This is a genomic window from Pseudomonas sp. NFXW11, assembly GCF_049887815.1.
In the GTDB taxonomy this organism is placed as follows: Bacteria; Pseudomonadota; Gammaproteobacteria; order Pseudomonadales; family Pseudomonadaceae; genus Aquipseudomonas.
On the sequence record NZ_JAGEKI010000013.1, the window covers coordinates 124,677 to 140,742 of the forward strand.

A 16,066-nucleotide genomic window follows, 5' to 3' on the forward strand; every position below is an offset into this window, starting at 1 on the left:
ATGTGCTTCTCCCCCCGATCTCAGGAATTCGCAGCAGTGCCGCGTCGCATCAGCAGAGGGCTCAAGACCCTCAGTGTTTGGGCTTTATCGTTAGCAATCAGCGGCTGCATCGGAACCGGAGGCATTGCCCCACAGGGCAAGACACTTCCCGCTAATAGCTTGGCCACCGACGAGGCGATCAACAGCGCCGCGCAGGACGCCCACTGGCCCAGCGCCCAGTGGTGGCAGGCCTATGGCGACCCGCAGTTGAACCACTGGATCGAGCTTGCCGTGCAAGGCAGCCCAAGCCTGGCCATGGCCGCCGCCCGGGTGCGCCAGGCCAAGGCCATGGCCGGCATTGCCGAAGCGGCCGAGTCGCTGCAGGTCAAGGGCGACGCCACCCTCAAGCGCCACAACTGGCCCACCGATCCGTTCTACGGCCCCGGTGCCCTGTCCAACAGCACCACCTGGGACAACAACGCGGCTCTGGGCTTGAGCTACGCCCTGGACCTCTGGGGCCGGGAAAGCAACAACAGCGAACGCGCCGTGGACCTGGCCCATATGAGCGTGGCCGAAGCCCGCCAGGCCCAACTGGAACTGGTGAACAATATGGTGCGCAGCTATATCCAGTTGTCCCTGCACTTCGCCCAGCGCGACGTGGTCCAGGCCACCTTGAAACAGCAGCAACAGATTCTCGAGCTGGCGCAACGGCGCCTGGACGGCGGCATCGGCACCCATTTCGAAGTCAGCCAGGCCGAGGCGCCGCTGCCGGAAACCCATCGCCAGCTGGATGCCCTGGACGAGGAAATCGCCCTGACCCGCAACCAACTGGCGGCCCTGGCCGGCAAGGGCCCGGGGGAGGGCGCGCAAGTGCAGCGGCCAAGCCTGTCCCTGGGCGCCGCGCTGAAACTGCCCTCGGCCCTGCCTGCACAATTGCTCGGGCAGCGTCCGGACGTGGTCGCCAGCCGCTGGCAAGTGGCGGCCCAGGCCCGTGGTATCGACGTGGCCCATGCCGGTTTCTATCCCAATATCGACCTGGTGGGCAGCATCGGTTTCATGGCCACCGGCGGCGGGGCCCTGGAGTTCCTCTCCGGCAAGAAGCTCAACTACAACCTTGGCCCGGCCATTAGCCTGCCGATCTTCGACGGCGGCCGCCTGCGTTCCGAGCTGGGTGAAGCCGCCGCCGGCTACGACCTGGCCGTGGCCAAGTACAACCAGACCCTGGTGCAGGCGCTGAAGAGCATTTCCGACCAGTTGATCCGCCGCGAGTCCATGGACAAGCAGCAAGCCTTCGCCGCCGAGTCGGTGGCCGCTGCGCAGAAGACCTACGACATCGCCACCGTGGCCTTCCAGCGCGGCCTCACCGACTACCTGAATGTGCTTAACGCCCAGAGCCTGCTGTTCCGTCAGCAGCAGATTCAGCAACAGGTGCAGGCCGCGCGCCTGACCGCCCAGGCGGACCTGGTGACGGCCCTGGGCGGCGGTCTTGAGGCCGGCGCTGATACGCCGGACGAAAGCCGCACCCAGGCACCCAAGACCCCGACCGCCCTGACCATCCTTCACTGAAGCAGGCACCCATGACTTCCTTGCCCGCCCCCTTGCGCTGGCTGTACTCCCTTGAATGGCGCCGGGGTTTCTTTGACTGGGCACGCAGCGACGGCGTGACCTGGGTCTATATCTTCAAGGTGCTGGCCGCTGCATTCCTCACCCTGTGGCTGGCCATGCGCCTGGAGCTGCCGCAACCGCGCACGGCGATGATCACCGTGTTTATCGTCATGCAGCCGCAAAGCGGCCAGGTGTTCGCCAAGAGTTTCTATCGCTTTCTCGGCACCCTGACCGGCTCGGCGGTGATGGTGGCGCTGATCGCCCTGTTCGCCCAGAACACCGAGCTGTTCCTCGGTGCCCTGGCGATCTGGGTGGGCATCTGCTCGGCCGGTGCCGCGCGCTACCGCAACTTTCGCGCCTACGGTTTTGTGCTGGCCGGCTACACCGCGGCCATGGTCGGCCTGCCGGCCCTGGCCCATCCGGAAGGGGCCTTTATGGCGGCGGTGTGGCGGGTGCTGGAGATCTCCCTGGGAATTCTCTGCTCGACCCTGGTCAGCGCCGCGATCCTGCCGCAGACCGCCAGCGCCGCCATGCGCAACGCCCTGTACCAGCGCTTTGGGGTGTTCGCCCTGTTCGTCACCGATGGCCTGCGAGGGCGCAGCCAGCGCGACATTTTCGAAAGCAGCAACGTGCGCTTTATCGCCGAGGCCGTGGGCCTGGAAGGGCTGCGCAGCGTCACCGTGTTCGAAGACCCGCACATGCGCCGGCGCAACGGCCGCCTGAGCCGCCTGAACAGCGAGTTCATGGGCATCACCACGCGCTTCAACGCCCTGCATCAGTTGCTCGAACGCCTGCGCAGCAGCGGCGCCGATCAGGTGGTGGCGGCGATCAAGCCGGGGCTCTACGACCTGGCGGAACTGCTCGACGGGTTCTCCGGGCGGGCCCTCACCAGCCCCGATGCGGCGCGCCTGGCCAGCGCCCTGGCGGCCTACAAGAGCGAGCTGCCGGCGCGGGTGCGCAGCCTGCGCGCGGTGTTCCAGGAAACCGCTCCGAGCGATGCCGAGCAGCTGGATTTCCACACCGCCTATGAACTGCTGTACCGCTTTGTCGACGAGCTGCACAGCTACGCCCAGACCCACGCTTCCCTGTCCGACCACAGCCACGAACGCGAACGCTGGGACGAGCCCTACACCCCGCAGACCAACTGGCTGGCCAGCGCCGCCTCAGGGCTTCGCGCGGCCTTCGTGCTGGTGATCCTGGGCAGCTATTGGGTGGCCACGGCCTGGCCCAGCGGCGCCACCATGACCCTGATCGCCGCCGCCACCATTGGCCTCTCGGCGGCCACGCCGAACCCCAAGCGCATGGCCTTCCAGATGGCCTGCGGAACCTTGATCGGGGCGCTGGTGGGCTTCGTCGAAATGTTTTTCGTGTTCCCCTGGCTCGACGGCTTCCCGCTGCTGTGCCTGACCCTGGCGCCGGTCATCGTGCTGGGTTCGTTCCTGGCTTCCAGGCCCAGGTACGCCGGGGTCGGCCTGGGCTTGCTGATCTTCTTCAGCACCGGCTCGGTGCCGGACAACCTGACCGTCTACAACCCCTATGCCTTCATCAACGACTACATCGCCATGGTCATGGGCATGCTGGTCTGCGCCGCCGCCGGGGCGATCATTCTGCCGCCCAACAGCCGCTGGCTGTGGCGGCGCCTGGAGCAGGACTTGAGGAGCCAGGTGGTGTACGCCATCAGCGGCAAGCTCAAGGGCCTGGCGTCGAGTTTCGAAAGCCGCACCCGCGACCTGCTGCACCAGGCCTATGGCCTGGCGGTGGGCCAGCCCAAGGTGCAGAGCGAGCTGCTGCGCTGGATGTTCGTGGTGCTGGAAGTCGGTCACGCCATCATCGAGCTGCGCAAGGAGCAGGCGATTCTCCCGGTGCACCCGGCCTATGCCGAATCCCAGCCTTGGCGCCAGGCGATCCGGGTCATGGGCCGCTCCCTGGTGCGGCTGTTTTTGCAACCGAGCCAGAGCAACCTGGAGCGCGGGCTGATTGCCGTGGACCACGCCATCAGCCGGGTCCAGGCCACCGACGAACCCTTCGCCCCGCACTTCGACACCTCGGCCCTGCGCCGGGTCAAGAGCTACCTGCATTTCATCCGTACTTCACTGCTCGACCCGCAATCGCCGCTGGCGGCCTATGCCCTGGCCAAGCCGGCAGCGCCTGCACCCCAAGGACTTGACCATGCCTCGTGAAATCGCCTTCCACGGCGTTTACATGCCCACCATGACCCTGATGTTCTTTATCGCCGCGGCCCTGGCCTGGGCCCTGGACCGGTTCATCTCCGGCTATGACCTGTATCGCTTCTTCTGGCACCCGGCGCTGCTGCGCCTGAGCCTGTTCTGCTGTCTGTTCGGCGCCATGGCGCTCACTGTCTACCGTTGAGATTCGCCCAATGAAAAAGTTTTTCAGCCTGCTCGCCACCCTGCTCGTGCTGGCCCTGGCCCTGTGGATCGGCCGCACCCTGTGGGAGCACTACATGTACACCCCCTGGACCCGTGACGGCCGGGTGCGGGCGGACATTATCAACGTCGCCGCCGACGTCACCGGCGAAGTGGTGGACGTGCCGGTCAAGGACAACCAGCTGGTGCGCAAGGGTGACGTGCTGATGCAGATCGACCCCGAGCACTACCAGATTGCGCTCAAGCAGGCGCAATCGTTGGTGGCGTCGAAGAAGGCCACCTGGGAGATGCGCAAGGTCAACGCCCGGCGCCGCGCCGACATGGACAACCTGGTGATCTCCAAGGAAAACCGCGACGACGCCGGCAACATCGCCGACTCGGCCCTGGCCGACTACCAGCATGCCCAGGCCCAGCTGGAAGCGGCGCAACTCAACCTTGCGCGCACCCAGGTGCGGGCGGCGGTGGATGGCTACGTCACCAACCTCAACGTGCACCGCGGCGACTACGCGCGCATCGGCGAGGCGAAGATGGCGGTGGTGGACATGAACTCGTTCTGGGTCTACGGCTTCTTCGAGGAAACCAAGCTGCCCCACGTGCGCGTGGGGGATAAGGCCGATATGCAATTGATGAGCGGCCAGGTGCTCAAGGGCCATGTGGAAAGCATTTCCCGCGGCATCTACGACCGTGACAACCCGGAAAGCCGCGAGCTGATCGCCGACGTCAACCCGACCTTCAACTGGGTGCGCCTGGCCCAGCGGGTACCGGTGCGCATCCACATCGACGAAGTGCCGGACGGCGTGCTGCTGGCCGCCGGCATCACCTGCACCGTGGTGGTCAACCCGGAACCCCAATAGACGCGATTTGGCGTGTGTAGGAGCTGGCTTGCCAGCGAAGACGCCGGCCGGGGCGATGCAAGGCTCGCGGGCCGCTTCGCCGGCAAGCCGGCTCCTACGACGCTGGCGGGTTATTTGTAGCTTTTGTGCATGATCGCCAGGGATTTTTTCGCCGCCGCTTCCAAGCCGTCGTCGACGTGGTTGATGACCGCCACCAGTTTCGGGTTCTGCAGCACGTCGACACCGGGGTGACGCTGCTGGGCCAGGCGCGAGACGATGATGTACTGGGTTACCGCGTAATGCAGCTTGAACTGGCCGCTGTCCCGGGCCTTGGCGATGGCCGCTTTGACAAAGGCCTGGCGCTGGGCCGTGGTCATGCCCTGGAACAGGTCGGGGAGATCGAAATGGATCTCGGCGGAGAAAATCGCCACCTCCTCATCCCGCGCTTCGTCGTACATCACCTGCTTGCTGGTCACCTGGGCCTTGAGCTCGTTGAAGCGCTGCTCGCCTGCGGCCAGTTGCTCCGGGTTCATCTTGCCTTTCAAGGTATCCAGCTGGCTGGTGTCCTCGGTGTTGTCGATGATCTTCAGCCAGGCATAAGCCTTCACCAGGTCGCCGGATTCTTCGGCGGCGTCGGCCAGGCTCTGCTGCGGTTCCGGGTTGCCATGCAGCGCCGAGCGTTCCAGCCAGCGCAGGGCCAGGTCTCGGTCCTTGGGAAAGTCCTTGTCGCCGAACCAGTAGGTGGCGTACATGCCGTACTCGGCGCACCAGTCGTTCTGTGACGCCGAGTAGGCGATGTAGTTGAAGGACTCGCGGTCGCGTTCGGCCTTGGGCTTGTCCGTTTCCTGGTCGGTGGTGGTGGACAGGTAGCAGAAGGCCCGGGTGTAGTGCGGCGCAGCCATGGCGAAGCAGCCCTTGGCGTTCTTGTAGTCCTCGATCTCGTTCAGCTTGTAACCGATGCCGTACAGCAGATCGGCCTCCATGGCCGGGTTGCAATACTCGTTGGCGCTGACCTTGGGCAGCACGGATTCCAGGGTCAGCTTGGGCAGGGTGTCATTCAGCTCGGGGAGTTTCGGTTCGGTGTTTTCCGCAGGCGTGGTGGCGCAAGCCGCCAGCAAGACAGCCAATGCCAGTGGCAGCACGTTGAACAATTTCAATGGGTATTCCCTGAGCGGCGGATGAAAAAAGTCGCGCATGAAATCAGGCAGGGACGGGGTAGGGCGGTGGGTGAGCCATTCCGTGCTTGGGTGTCGATACCAGCGATTCCATGCGGCGAGCGCATTCTACTGGGAATGCCATGGGCTACAACCCGAACCGCACCACCGCTGTAGGAGCTGGCTTGCCAGCGAAGGCGCCGGCATGGGCGATGCAAGGCTTGCAGGCCCCTTCGCCGGCAAGCCGGCTCCTACGGGAGACAGGCGCTACACCCGGCTGGCTTGCAGGCGTGGGAGGTCAGAGCTTGGCGCCCAATCCGAAGCGCTTCATCAGGCCCTTCTCCAGCAAACCCTTGGGCAGCAGATTGGCCAGTAGCGGCAGGGCGCGGCTGCCGTTGCCGATGCGTACCAGGCGCGGCGGTTTGTCCTGCTGCACGGCCTTGAGCAAATCGGCGGCGAATTCGCTGGCGGGGGTGGGTTTATCCTGGGAGGCCTTGGCCCGGGCGCGGATGCCCTCGCGCAGCGGCCACCAGGGCGATTGCTCGTTGAGCAACTGTTCGGCTTCGGCCCCGGCGTTCTTGGCAAAACTCGAGGCAATGGCCCCGGGCTGCACTTCCATCACCCGGATACTGAACGGCGCCAGCTCCATGCGCAGGGCATCGCTCAAGGCGTGCACCGCGGCTTTCGACGCACAATAGGCACCGGCAAAGGGCGTCACCAGCACCCCGGACACACTGCCGATATTCACCACCAGGCCACGGCTGCGGCGCAGCACCGGGAACATCGCCCGGGTCACCCCGACCACTGCGAACACATTGGTTTCGAACTGGCGCTGCAGGGCTTGCACGCCGCCATCCAGCAGCGGGCCCATGGCGCCATAACCGGCGTTGTTGATCAGCACATCGAGGCCACCGTACTGCTGGTTGATCTCCTCGCTCAAGGCGCCCAGGGCCGGGCCGTCATTCACATCCAATTGCACCGCCTTGAACCCGGCGCCTTGCAGGGCTGCCACATCCTCGGCCTTGCGGGCCGTGGCCAGCACCGTGAAGCCGGCGTTCTTGAAGGTATCGGCCAGGGCACGGCCGATGCCGCTGGAACAACCGGTGATCAACGCTACGGGCATGGCGCGGTCCTTGTGCTGAGAGGGGAAAGGGCAAATCAGTCGGAGAAACTACCCTGTAAACGCTCGGCGCGAAACTCCAGGGTTTGCGGGCGATAGCCCGGGCGCAGGGGCGGCAGCGGCAGGCAGTCCTGCCAGTTGGCGCCGGCCTGCAACTCGCCGGGGCCACGATAGCGCGGAGCGTTGTACTGGTTTTCCGCGAGGTTCACCGTATCCCCCGGCGCGTAGGCGGCAACCCGCCAGCGCAGTTCGACCAGGGGCACCTTGTTGCCGTTGTTGAGCTTGACCTGCAGCGGCCGGTCGGCGGGGCAATGCTCCGGGGCGTAGGCCAGGCGCAATTCCAGACGCGCCAGTTGCTGGGCTTCGCGGTTGTCCATCCAGACCACCCAACAGGCCACCAGGGCCAGGCCGAAGGCGGCGGCCAGGGACACGGGCAGGGCTTTGGCGGGGTAGCGCAGAAGCAGGATCAGCCAGGTGATGACCAGCAGAACACCGATGAACATGACGCGAGCCTCGGGGAACAGGAGGGGACATCCTACCTAAGCGTAGGTGGGGTTGGCGATGGAGGATGGCCTTGCGGGTATTACTCAGTGTTCCATAGTGAGAATATATATTGTGGATAATATATGGTCTCTTATTGCATATTTATCACTGGAATGGAGCCTATATTGTCCATAATATGGATCGATATCCCCTAGGCCGGAGGCAAGCGCAGCGTTATGTCGCTCACTCGTTTCATGTACACACCGTCCGAGATCACGGTCGAGATCGGAAAAAACGCCCAGGCTCTCAGGTTGTCGAAAAACCTGTCGCGCAAAACCCTGGCCGAGAAGTCCGGGGTACCTGCCTCGACCATCAAGCGCTTCGAGTTGCAGGGAGCCATTTCCCTTGAGTCGATGGTGCTGATTGCGACGGCTTTGGATGAGCTCGATCCGCTGCTCAGGTTGTTCAAACCACCTTCGCCAAACACGCTGTTTGAGCTGCAAAACTCAAAACGCCAGAGGGGCACCCGATGACTGAACGAGGCATCAAAAAATACAAGCCGATCGAGCAATTGGGAGTCTTCATGCATGGCCGGCAGGTGGGGGTGCTGATCTGGAATCGTCAGGGCTGCTACTTCACCTACGCCAAGGAATGGCTGACCCAGGGATTCAACCTTTCGCCGCAACTGACCTTCGACGAGAAGCCGCAGCAACCCGATAGCCAATTGTTCCTGGGCATTCATGGGGCCTTCGCCGATTCCCTTCCCGATGGTTGGGGTTTGCTGCTGATGAAGCGTTTTTTTACTGCTGAGTATGGATCGCGGGTCGCCAATGGCCTGACTCAACTCGATCGGCTTGCCTACATTGGCAACCGTGGGATGGGCGCCTTGGAGTACTATCCCATGGCGGAAAAAGTGGTCCAGGAGCCCATCAGTCTTTCACTGTTGTACGAGGCTTCGGTCCAGGTCCAAGTAGGTGAGACGCTTGACGTCCTGAAGGCGCTGCGAATTGCCGGTGGCTCCCCAGGTGGCGCCAGGCCCAAGGCCGCCGTTGCCCTTTCAGAGGATCTGTCGCATGTGGTTTCGGCCTTCGATCCCTTACCTGAGGGCTACGCGCACTGGATAGTAAAATTCAGAGCCCTGCAGGAGCCCTGGTCGACGGGCGCGATTGAATATGCCTACGCCCGTATGGCCCGCGCGGCCGGGGTCGATATGGCGTATTGCGAGTTGATAACGGTGCCCTCAGAACAGGGATGGAACGAGCGTTTCTTTGCCACCCGGCGTTTTGATCGCAGGCATAACGAGAAAGTCCACATGATGACCGCTGCCGGCATTTTGCATGCGGACTTCAGAATTCCCTGCCTGGACTACAAGGACTTGCTGCGGCTGACCTTTGCGTTGACCAAGAGCGCCAAGGAAGTGGAAAAAATGGCCCGGCTCATGGTGTTCAACGGCCTGGCGCACAATTACGACGATCATGCGAAGAACTTCGCCTTTCTCTATGAAGAGGGGCATGACGGCTTGAGTGGGCAATGGGTTCTTGCGCCTGCGTACGACCTGACTTTCTCCACTGGAATGGGGGAGCACACCACCGCGTTCGACGGCCAGGGGCGTCCGTCCAGAAAGGCGATCAGGCGTTTGTGCGCGGACTACAAGTTTCTCAAGCCGGATGACTACATTGATCAGACGCTGGATGCGTTGGGCAACTGGGAAGCGGTGTTTGACGAACTGAATATCCTGACCGCCGATGGGCAGGAGATATTCGAGACGCTTGAGGATGTTCGCCAGCATCTTTAAGAGTAAAGCCTGGTGAAAGAATGCACGCCAGGCCGGGAATTCCCCTATGCCCTGCATAGGGTCTTCGGGGGTCGGCGCACTCAACGTCAGGGGGGCGAACTGGCGCATGAGGGCGAATCAGGTAGTCAGGTGTGTTTCAGTTCATCTGTGAACTTGATCGGATAATCCCTGGTTAAATTTAATCAAACCAATGTTCAAGAAATATTTTGCAATATTTGTGGGCGCATAACCCCGTAAGTTTTTACTCTCCTCGTTTGTCCTGTATCTGATCAAGGCGAAAAACCACGATCGCTTGGAACGCGTAAGTGAAAGCAATAGCGCAATAAAGCCAAATATGGAAATGTGATCAGAGGGTTGCACAATGTCAGAACATTTTATTAGCGTGAGAAACGAAGAGACGATATCTACCACTTCAAACCCTTCACCTGGAATGAATTTTTCAGATCGTTCATCATTTACCATCCATGCAGCAAAGGCCGGATCAAGCATGGGTAATAATACGACCAAGACCGGGCATGTTTTCTTAGAGATCAATACGCCCGGCTATCGAGGTTCCATAGGTTTTAGCCCGGGTGAAAAATACGACACTTCACGTGACAATATTTCGCTCAATGATCGCGAGATTTACAAGGAGACAAGCTCGCATCGGTTTGAACTTCCGAGTAGTCCTAAGTTTGACAATATGATGAATATTCTTACGGCGCAGGTTAAGGGCTATGCAAGCGGTGCAATAGAACCTGGAGACTACAATCTCTTGTTCAATAACTGCATCCATTTTGTCGAGAAAATACTTGACAAAGCCGGCATAAAAATCGATCTGGCAACAACGCCGGACGGTGTGGCGAAGGAAATCAGCAAAGTTCCGGAAAAACTTAAAACCCCTCTCCTTATTGATTTGGATGGAAGCGGTATAACGACCTTGCCAATTGAGCAGGGTGTCGAATTTGACTTTGATGGAGAGTCACAGCCTATTCATACAGGATGGGCGGGTACAAACAGTGGCTTCCTTGTGATGGATAGAAATAAAGACGGCATCATAAATGATGGTAAAGAGCTGTTCGGCGATCGTACTCCTCTGCCAAACGGTGGAACGGCGCCAGATGGCGTTATCGCACTCGCCGCCCTGGACAGCAATCTTGATGGGTTTATCGACAAGAATGACAGCGTGTGGGCGGATCTGAAGATTTGGCAAGACATCAATAGCAACGGGATTTCCGAGGCAAATGAGCTTCAGTCATTGATCGATATTGGCTTGAAAAATATAAACCTGTCCTTCACCAGGGATTCAATTTTAGATAAGCATGGAAATATTCATGAACTGAATTCGTCGGTAACATGGAATGATGGCCGGGTTACAGATATATCGGATGTTTTATTCAAGGTTCTTGATCCGAAGGCAAGTGATGATGTTCTAAACTTCATTTCGCAAGATTTTTCGATTGATGTGGTCGGCTCAAGGTACACGGCTGAAGAGGTGTATTCATGATGAGTCGAATGCCAGCTAGGCGCGCTAGCATCATTTGTTTATCGCTGCTGCTTCTATCCACGCCGGCAGTCTCGGATGACCCTATGAAAAAAACAACTGTTACGCTGCCCCCGGCAATTGTTAAAAAATTCGACTATCCGCCGGGTCCGCAAATCAATAACTACCCTAAAGACAGGGAAGAGTTTTCTCACTTGCTCGAACTTTCCAGTATGGGTAACGCGCACTTCAACTATATTCTGGGCAGGATTTATAGTGACGACCGGCTGGATGAATCGGAAAAAGACTACAAGACCAGCCTGTTTTATTATGAAAAGGCGATTGCTTTGTATGCGCGTCACCCAGAGGCGCTTACAAATCTGGGGGTTCTCTATCAACGTGGTTTAGGGGTGGCAAAAGATGTAAAGAAGGCCGTCGCCTTGTATGAACGGGCCGGCGAAGTGGGCTCGGTTATAGCCTTCAATAACTTAAGTGTTATCTATGCCATGGGTGATGAGGTTCCGCAGGATTTCGAAAAGGCAAAAATATACAATCAAAATGCGGCTCATCTGGGTGATGCGCAAAGTATCGAGCTGTTAAGGCATTGGGATTATTATGTTGAAATATCTTCAACGAAAGATGACAAGGAAATAGAAAAAATTGCAGAAAAGTACAAGAAAATCGAATTGCAAAAAAAGCTGAGCCAATAGGCCGTATTTTATCATTGTTGATCTCATTACCCCCCTGAGCGCTCGGGGGTAACGAGATAAGTCAGTACCCGCTTTTTGTGATTTATGCCGCGCAATCTATAGGTTTCTTAGGTTATAGGTGCTGCACTGGGCAGCGGTTTCATCGATCACCTCAGGCTTTCCGTAACATTCCCAACACCCATGGCTTGGACATAAACTGCGACGCCTTTGTCGTTGCTCCGTATCGGACGTGGGACTAGCCTTTGAGCGTCGCTACCAATTTAGCGACTGGGCTTGGTAACCCGTTTTGATACAGGCGCAACAGCGCCCCATTTCACTCTTGCAGGCGCTTTTTTTGTGCCTGCACACTCGTGCAATGGCGGCTGTGCGTGGGAGGGCTCGTCCCTGCCGGGTTCCTGTATCTCCGGTTTACCAACCTGCGCGCAGCTGCCACCCATTCGCTTGGTAACGAACGTGGCAGCTCTCACCTTGATATGGGGGTTCCACCATGTGCGCTATCAAAACCTCTGGCTTTGTCACCTTCGGTTCCTGTGGCGATGCCGATCAGTCCCTGTTCCGCGTCAATGCCGACGTGCCTTTGCAGCAGGCCCTGGAGCACGCTTCGACCCTGCTGTACTACGCCAAGAAACTCGCCCTGGATGCGGCCATGGAAGACCAGGGCGAGCGCTACGCCTGGGCCGCGCATTTCCTGGCGGAGATGGGCAAGGCGGTGATCGATGATGTGGGATTGGGGATAAAGGAAGAGGTGTTGCAGGCTTGATCAATGTCAGTTGATTGAGGGAGTGGAAAGGGCGCTGCGTCTTTGTGGGAGGGACGCGGCGCTTTTTCTTGCCGCTTGCCGCTCGAAGCTTTCCGTTGCTGCAAAAAAATCCCCCCGTCCATTCGCCTGCGGATAGGGGACGCAGGCACCTGGAAAGGGGGAACACAAAGGTCTTACCAACACGACTCCCTGCTTTTACTTGCAGCTTGCCGCTTGAAGCTTACGGCTGCGTCTCTTGCCGCTTGCCGCTTGAAGCTTACGGCTGCGTCTCTTGCCGCTTGCCGCTTGAAGCTTGCGGCTGCGCTTACTGCGCTATGGTTTTCACCGAAACGCCCCGCTCCACCGGCGTCGAACGCCCATAGATATCCTCAAACCGCTCGATATCGTCCTCACCCAAATAACTGCCCGATTGCACTTCGATGATCTCCAGCGGGATCTTCCCGGGGTTGCGCAGGCGGTGCACCGAGGCGATGGGGATGTAGGTGGACTGGTTCTCAGTGAGCAGGAACACGTTCTCGTCACAGGTGACTTCGGCGGTGCCGCTGACCACTATCCAGTGTTCGGCGCGGTGGTGGTGCATCTGCAGGGACAGGCAGGCCCCCGGCTTGACCGAGATGTGCTTGACCTGGAAACGCCCGCCCATGTCCACCGAGTCGTAGGAGCCCCACGGGCGGTACACCTCGCAGTGGTTCTGGGTTTCGCTGCGGCCCTGTTCGTTGAGGGTGTTGACCATCTGTTTCACCCCTTGGACCTTGTCCTTGTGGGCGATCATCATGGCGTCCTTGGTTTCCACCACCACGATGTTTTCCAGGCCGATCACCGACACCAGCTTGCCGTTGCCGTGGATCATGCAGTTCTTGCTGTCCTGGATCACCACATCGCCCTTGCTGACGTTGCCGTTGGCGTCTTTTTCATGCACGTCCCATAGCGACGACCAGCAGCCCACATCGCTCCAGCCGGCAGTCAGGGGCACCACGCAGGCGCGCTGGGTCTTTTCCATCACCGCGTAGTCGATGGAGTTGTCCGGGCAGCAGGCGAAGGTGGCTTCATCGATGCTGACGGTGTCTGGGTCCTGCTGGCTGCGCTCCAGGGTCAACAGGCAGGTGTCGTAGATGTCCGGGTCGTGTTTTTTCAGCTCTTCGAGGAAGCGGCTGGCGCGGAACAGGAACATGCCGCTGTTCCAGAAATAGCCGCCGGCCTGGACGAACTCGCTGGCACGTTTTTCGTCGGGTTTTTCGACAAAGTGCGAGACCCGGCTGACCCCCTCCGGCAGCAGCGCATCGGCGGTGGACTTGATATAGCCGTAGCCGGTTTCCGGTTTGCTCGCCGGTACGCCGAACAGCACCATTTCGCCGCGCTCGGCAGCTACCGTGGCCAGGGCCAGGGCCCGTTGCAGGGCTTTCTGGTCTTCCAGCACATGGTCGGCGGGCAGCACCAGCATCAGCTCGTCGCGGCCTTCGTTGACCAGCATCATCGCGGTCAGGGCCACGGCAGGCGCGGTGTTGCGGCCGAAGGGCTCCATGAGGATGCGCTGGGCTTCGAGCTTACGGTTGCTCAGCTGTTCGTTGACGATAAAGCGGTGGTCCTTGTTGCAGACCACGATGGGGGTGTCCATGCCTTCGAACACCAGGCGCTCCAGGGTTTGCTGGAACAGCGTGTGTTCGCCGGTCAGGGCGAGGAATTGCTTGGGGAACTGCTTGCGCGAAAGCGGCCAAAGACGTGAGCCGCTACCACCTGACAAGATCACCGGAATCATGTTGTTACTCCTTCACATATCGTTTGGGTTAGAGCTACTGCGTTCTGTCGTTTCACTCTTGTTTTTGTCTGGGAGGCAGTCGCAAGCCCCAAGCATCAAGCGGCAAGAGAAACGCTGTCCCTTGCTGCTTGAAGCTTGCAACTTGCCGCTGCTCTTATCGGGTCGAGACTGGGCGCTTGACCCAGACTGGCGACAGGTTGCTGCCGTTGCCGGTGACGTAGAGCACCGCCGCTTCGCCGCGCTCCAGGGCCACGGGCTTGAGGTCGCTGACCTTTTTCTCACCGTCGTACAGGGCGAAGCTGACCTTCACCGGGTTGATTTCGCGCTCGCCACGACCCTTGGCGGCCACGGCCTTGACCACGTCGGTCTTGCCGTCGGCGGTCTTCAGGGTCAGGGCCTGGTCGCTGAGGTTCTGCACCCGCACCAGGGATTTCTGCTTGTTCTTGAACGGCGGTTCTTCGATCAGTTGCGGCTGGCCGCTGGCGTTGTTGACCAGGGTGTAATAGTGGTCGGCGGCCAGTTTCACCGGCACGCTCTGGCTGCCCACCTTGGCGGTGTAGTCGCCGCCGGGCATAAAGCTGAAATCACTGCTGGCCAGGGGCGCGACGTCGTTGACGTTGGTGCTGCCCACCGTGGCGCTGACTTCGCTGTTGCTGGCGTTGTACAGGCGCACGAAGGTCGAGCCCTTGGGCGCGGTGGGGCCGTACAGTGCGGCATCGCCGGCGGCGAATACCGGGGCGGATAGCAGGCCCAGGCCCGCGGCCAATACGGCGGCTTTCAGGGACTTGGCAGCGAGACGACGAGGAGTAGTAGTGAAAGTCATGAGTGTTACCTCTTTTCAGTTTTGCGCCCGATCGGGCGTCTCGGATTTGTTGATTGCAGCTACGTTCTGTTGGCGAGCACCGGCTTGCTTGAGCGCTGCGACCCACTGCGGGTCGGCGTCGCCGATTTCGTTGTTCACAGGCAGATAGCGTTCAGGGAATTCCCAGATCAGCACCTGGGGCGGGTGGTTCTTGAAGTCGTCGCTTTTCAGGTAGCTGAGCATCGGCAGGATCGGGCCGTGGCCGTCTTCGGCGTAGCTCAGCACGTCGCTGTGCAGGGCCTGTTTCAGCGCGCCGACAAAGTTCCAGCTGGGGTTGGCGCTGTAGCTGGTGCCCACCAGGGTCACCGGCACTTCGTGGTCGGCGAACAGTGCGTCGTCGGCGCCTGGTTGTTCCTCGCTGGCCCGGGTCACGCGTTTTTGCAGTGGCTCTTGGGCCGGCATCAGGTTTTCGAACAGCGGGTCCAGGGGCAGGAAGCGCCGCAGGTCGCCCTGGTGCTCCACGGTCTCCTGGGTTTCGGTGACGAAGCGTTGCGGCTGGCCGCTGAGCGGGGTCTTGGCGGCGATGGTCCGGGCCAGTTGCCGGGCGACGACTTCGGCGCCGGCCGGGGTCCAGTGGGTGTCGGTGCGCAGGAACACCTGCTGGCCCTGTTGCTTGGCCTGTCGCAGGGGCCCGAGCAGGTCGGGGGCGAGGATCTTGTTGGCGGCCACCCGGGCGTGGAAGTCCTGGTAGAGATTGGCGTGGATGCGCGCCGGGCGCACTTCATCCATATGTTCCGGGTACAGGCGCACCTTGGCCGGCACTATGGCCATCACCAGTTTCACCCCGTGCTCCTGCAAGGTCTGGCGCACGCCTTCCACCAGGGCGTAGTTGCCCTGCAGGTTGAGCTCCTCGTTGACCACCGGGTGGAACTCTTCATCGCTGTACAGCCACTGGTCGCGGCCCAGCACCACGCCGGGGCGGCCTTCGTTGAACAGCTTGAAGTCCAGGGCGGCCCACAGGTTGGTGCCCAGGCGCTTGATCGGGAACTGCTCGTCGTAGTGGGTTTCCACCGCCTTGGCCCAGCGCCCGTTGAGCACGCTGGCGTCGGGGTTGGTACTGAAGCCGAAGAAGCTGCGCGCCGACCACAGCCCCAGCACCACCAGGGTCACCAGGAACAGCGCGATGTAGAACAAGCGTAATGAGCGGGTCATGGGCAGAT

15 protein-coding genes are annotated in these 16,066 nt (G+C 60.4%); 9 read left to right on the top strand and 6 right to left on the bottom strand.

Annotated features, from left to right (window positions below):
* Window positions 1-36: 36 nt before the first annotated feature.
* Genes J4P02_RS20285 through J4P02_RS20300 form a run of 4 tightly spaced genes read left to right on the top strand, consistent with a single transcriptional unit; the run spans window position 37 to window position 4,825 of the window.
* Complete coding sequence (locus tag J4P02_RS20285; protein WP_426193510.1) at window positions 37-1,545, top strand: efflux transporter outer membrane subunit; 1,509 nt, start codon at window positions 37-39, stop codon at window positions 1,543-1,545.
* A gap of 11 nt (window positions 1,546-1,556) precedes the next feature.
* Window positions 1,557-3,764 carry an FUSC family protein gene (locus J4P02_RS20290; protein ID WP_426193512.1) on the top strand — a complete coding sequence of 736 codons (2,208 nt, stop codon included), beginning with the start codon at window positions 1,557-1,559 and terminating at the stop codon, window positions 3,762-3,764.
* Window positions 3,754-3,954 (top strand): DUF1656 domain-containing protein, encoded by a 201-nt coding sequence (locus J4P02_RS20295; protein WP_007930063.1) that lies wholly within the window; start codon window positions 3,754-3,756, stop codon window positions 3,952-3,954. The genes J4P02_RS20290 and J4P02_RS20295 overlap by 11 nt, the downstream gene beginning before the upstream one ends.
* Before the next feature lie 10 nt (window positions 3,955-3,964).
* Window positions 3,965-4,825 (top strand): efflux RND transporter periplasmic adaptor subunit, encoded by an 861-nt coding sequence (locus J4P02_RS20300; RefSeq protein WP_426193515.1) that lies wholly within the window; start codon window positions 3,965-3,967, stop codon window positions 4,823-4,825.
* 110 nt (window positions 4,826-4,935) lie between these two features.
* Here the strand turns inward: J4P02_RS20300 and J4P02_RS20305 are convergent, their stop codons facing one another.
* From J4P02_RS20305 to J4P02_RS20315, 3 genes are all read right to left on the bottom strand, one after another.
* Window positions 4,936-5,961 carry a sel1 repeat family protein gene (locus J4P02_RS20305; protein ID WP_426193517.1) on the bottom strand — a complete coding sequence of 342 codons (1,026 nt, stop codon included), beginning with the start codon at window positions 5,959-5,961 and terminating at the stop codon, window positions 4,936-4,938.
* Between the two features lie 295 nt (window positions 5,962-6,256).
* Window positions 6,257-7,081 (bottom strand): SDR family oxidoreductase, encoded by an 825-nt coding sequence (locus tag J4P02_RS20310; RefSeq protein WP_426193519.1) that lies wholly within the window; start codon window positions 7,079-7,081, stop codon window positions 6,257-6,259.
* 35 nt (window positions 7,082-7,116) lie between these two features.
* Window positions 7,117-7,581: a multidrug transporter gene (locus tag J4P02_RS20315; protein ID WP_426193521.1), complete on the bottom strand. Its 465-nt coding sequence runs from the start codon at window positions 7,579-7,581 to the stop codon at window positions 7,117-7,119.
* 216 nt (window positions 7,582-7,797) lie between these two features.
* On the opposite strand from J4P02_RS20315, the gene J4P02_RS20320 reads away from it, so the two are divergent.
* From J4P02_RS20320 to J4P02_RS20340, 5 genes are all read left to right on the top strand, one after another.
* Window positions 7,798-8,094 carry a helix-turn-helix domain-containing protein gene (locus J4P02_RS20320; RefSeq protein WP_426193523.1) on the top strand — a complete coding sequence of 99 codons (297 nt, stop codon included), beginning with the start codon at window positions 7,798-7,800 and terminating at the stop codon, window positions 8,092-8,094.
* Window positions 8,091-9,356 carry a type II toxin-antitoxin system HipA family toxin gene (locus tag J4P02_RS20325; RefSeq protein ID WP_426193525.1) on the top strand — a complete coding sequence of 422 codons (1,266 nt, stop codon included), beginning with the start codon at window positions 8,091-8,093 and terminating at the stop codon, window positions 9,354-9,356. Before J4P02_RS20320 ends, J4P02_RS20325 begins: the two co-directional genes overlap by 4 nt.
* A gap of 361 nt (window positions 9,357-9,717) precedes the next feature.
* A complete protein-coding gene (locus tag J4P02_RS20330) occupies window positions 9,718-10,842 on the top strand; it encodes a hypothetical protein (protein ID WP_426193527.1) in 1,125 nt (374 codons plus the stop codon).
* On the top strand, window positions 10,839-11,528 hold the full coding sequence (locus J4P02_RS20335; RefSeq protein ID WP_426193529.1) for a tetratricopeptide repeat protein: 690 nt from the start codon (window positions 10,839-10,841) through the stop codon (window positions 11,526-11,528). The genes J4P02_RS20330 and J4P02_RS20335 overlap by 4 nt, the downstream gene beginning before the upstream one ends.
* 487 nt (window positions 11,529-12,015) lie before the next feature.
* Entirely contained in the window at window positions 12,016-12,288 is a 273-nt protein-coding gene (locus J4P02_RS20340) for a DUF3077 domain-containing protein (RefSeq protein ID WP_250329109.1), read from the top strand.
* A gap of 304 nt (window positions 12,289-12,592) precedes the next feature.
* On the opposite strand, the gene J4P02_RS20345 is transcribed toward J4P02_RS20340, so the two are convergent.
* The 3 genes from J4P02_RS20345 to J4P02_RS20355 form a co-directional block, all read right to left on the bottom strand.
* Complete coding sequence (locus J4P02_RS20345) at window positions 12,593-14,044, bottom strand: mannose-1-phosphate guanylyltransferase/mannose-6-phosphate isomerase (protein WP_426193531.1); 1,452 nt, start codon at window positions 14,042-14,044, stop codon at window positions 12,593-12,595.
* 154 nt (window positions 14,045-14,198) lie between these two features.
* Window positions 14,199-14,867, bottom strand: coding sequence for an alginate O-acetyltransferase AlgF (locus J4P02_RS20350; protein WP_426193533.1), 669 nt, complete (start codon window positions 14,865-14,867; stop codon window positions 14,199-14,201).
* Between the two features lie 15 nt (window positions 14,868-14,882).
* Window positions 14,883-16,058, bottom strand: coding sequence for an alginate O-acetyltransferase (locus J4P02_RS20355; protein WP_426193535.1), 1,176 nt, complete (start codon window positions 16,056-16,058; stop codon window positions 14,883-14,885).
* Between the last annotated feature and the right edge of the window lie 8 nt (window positions 16,059-16,066).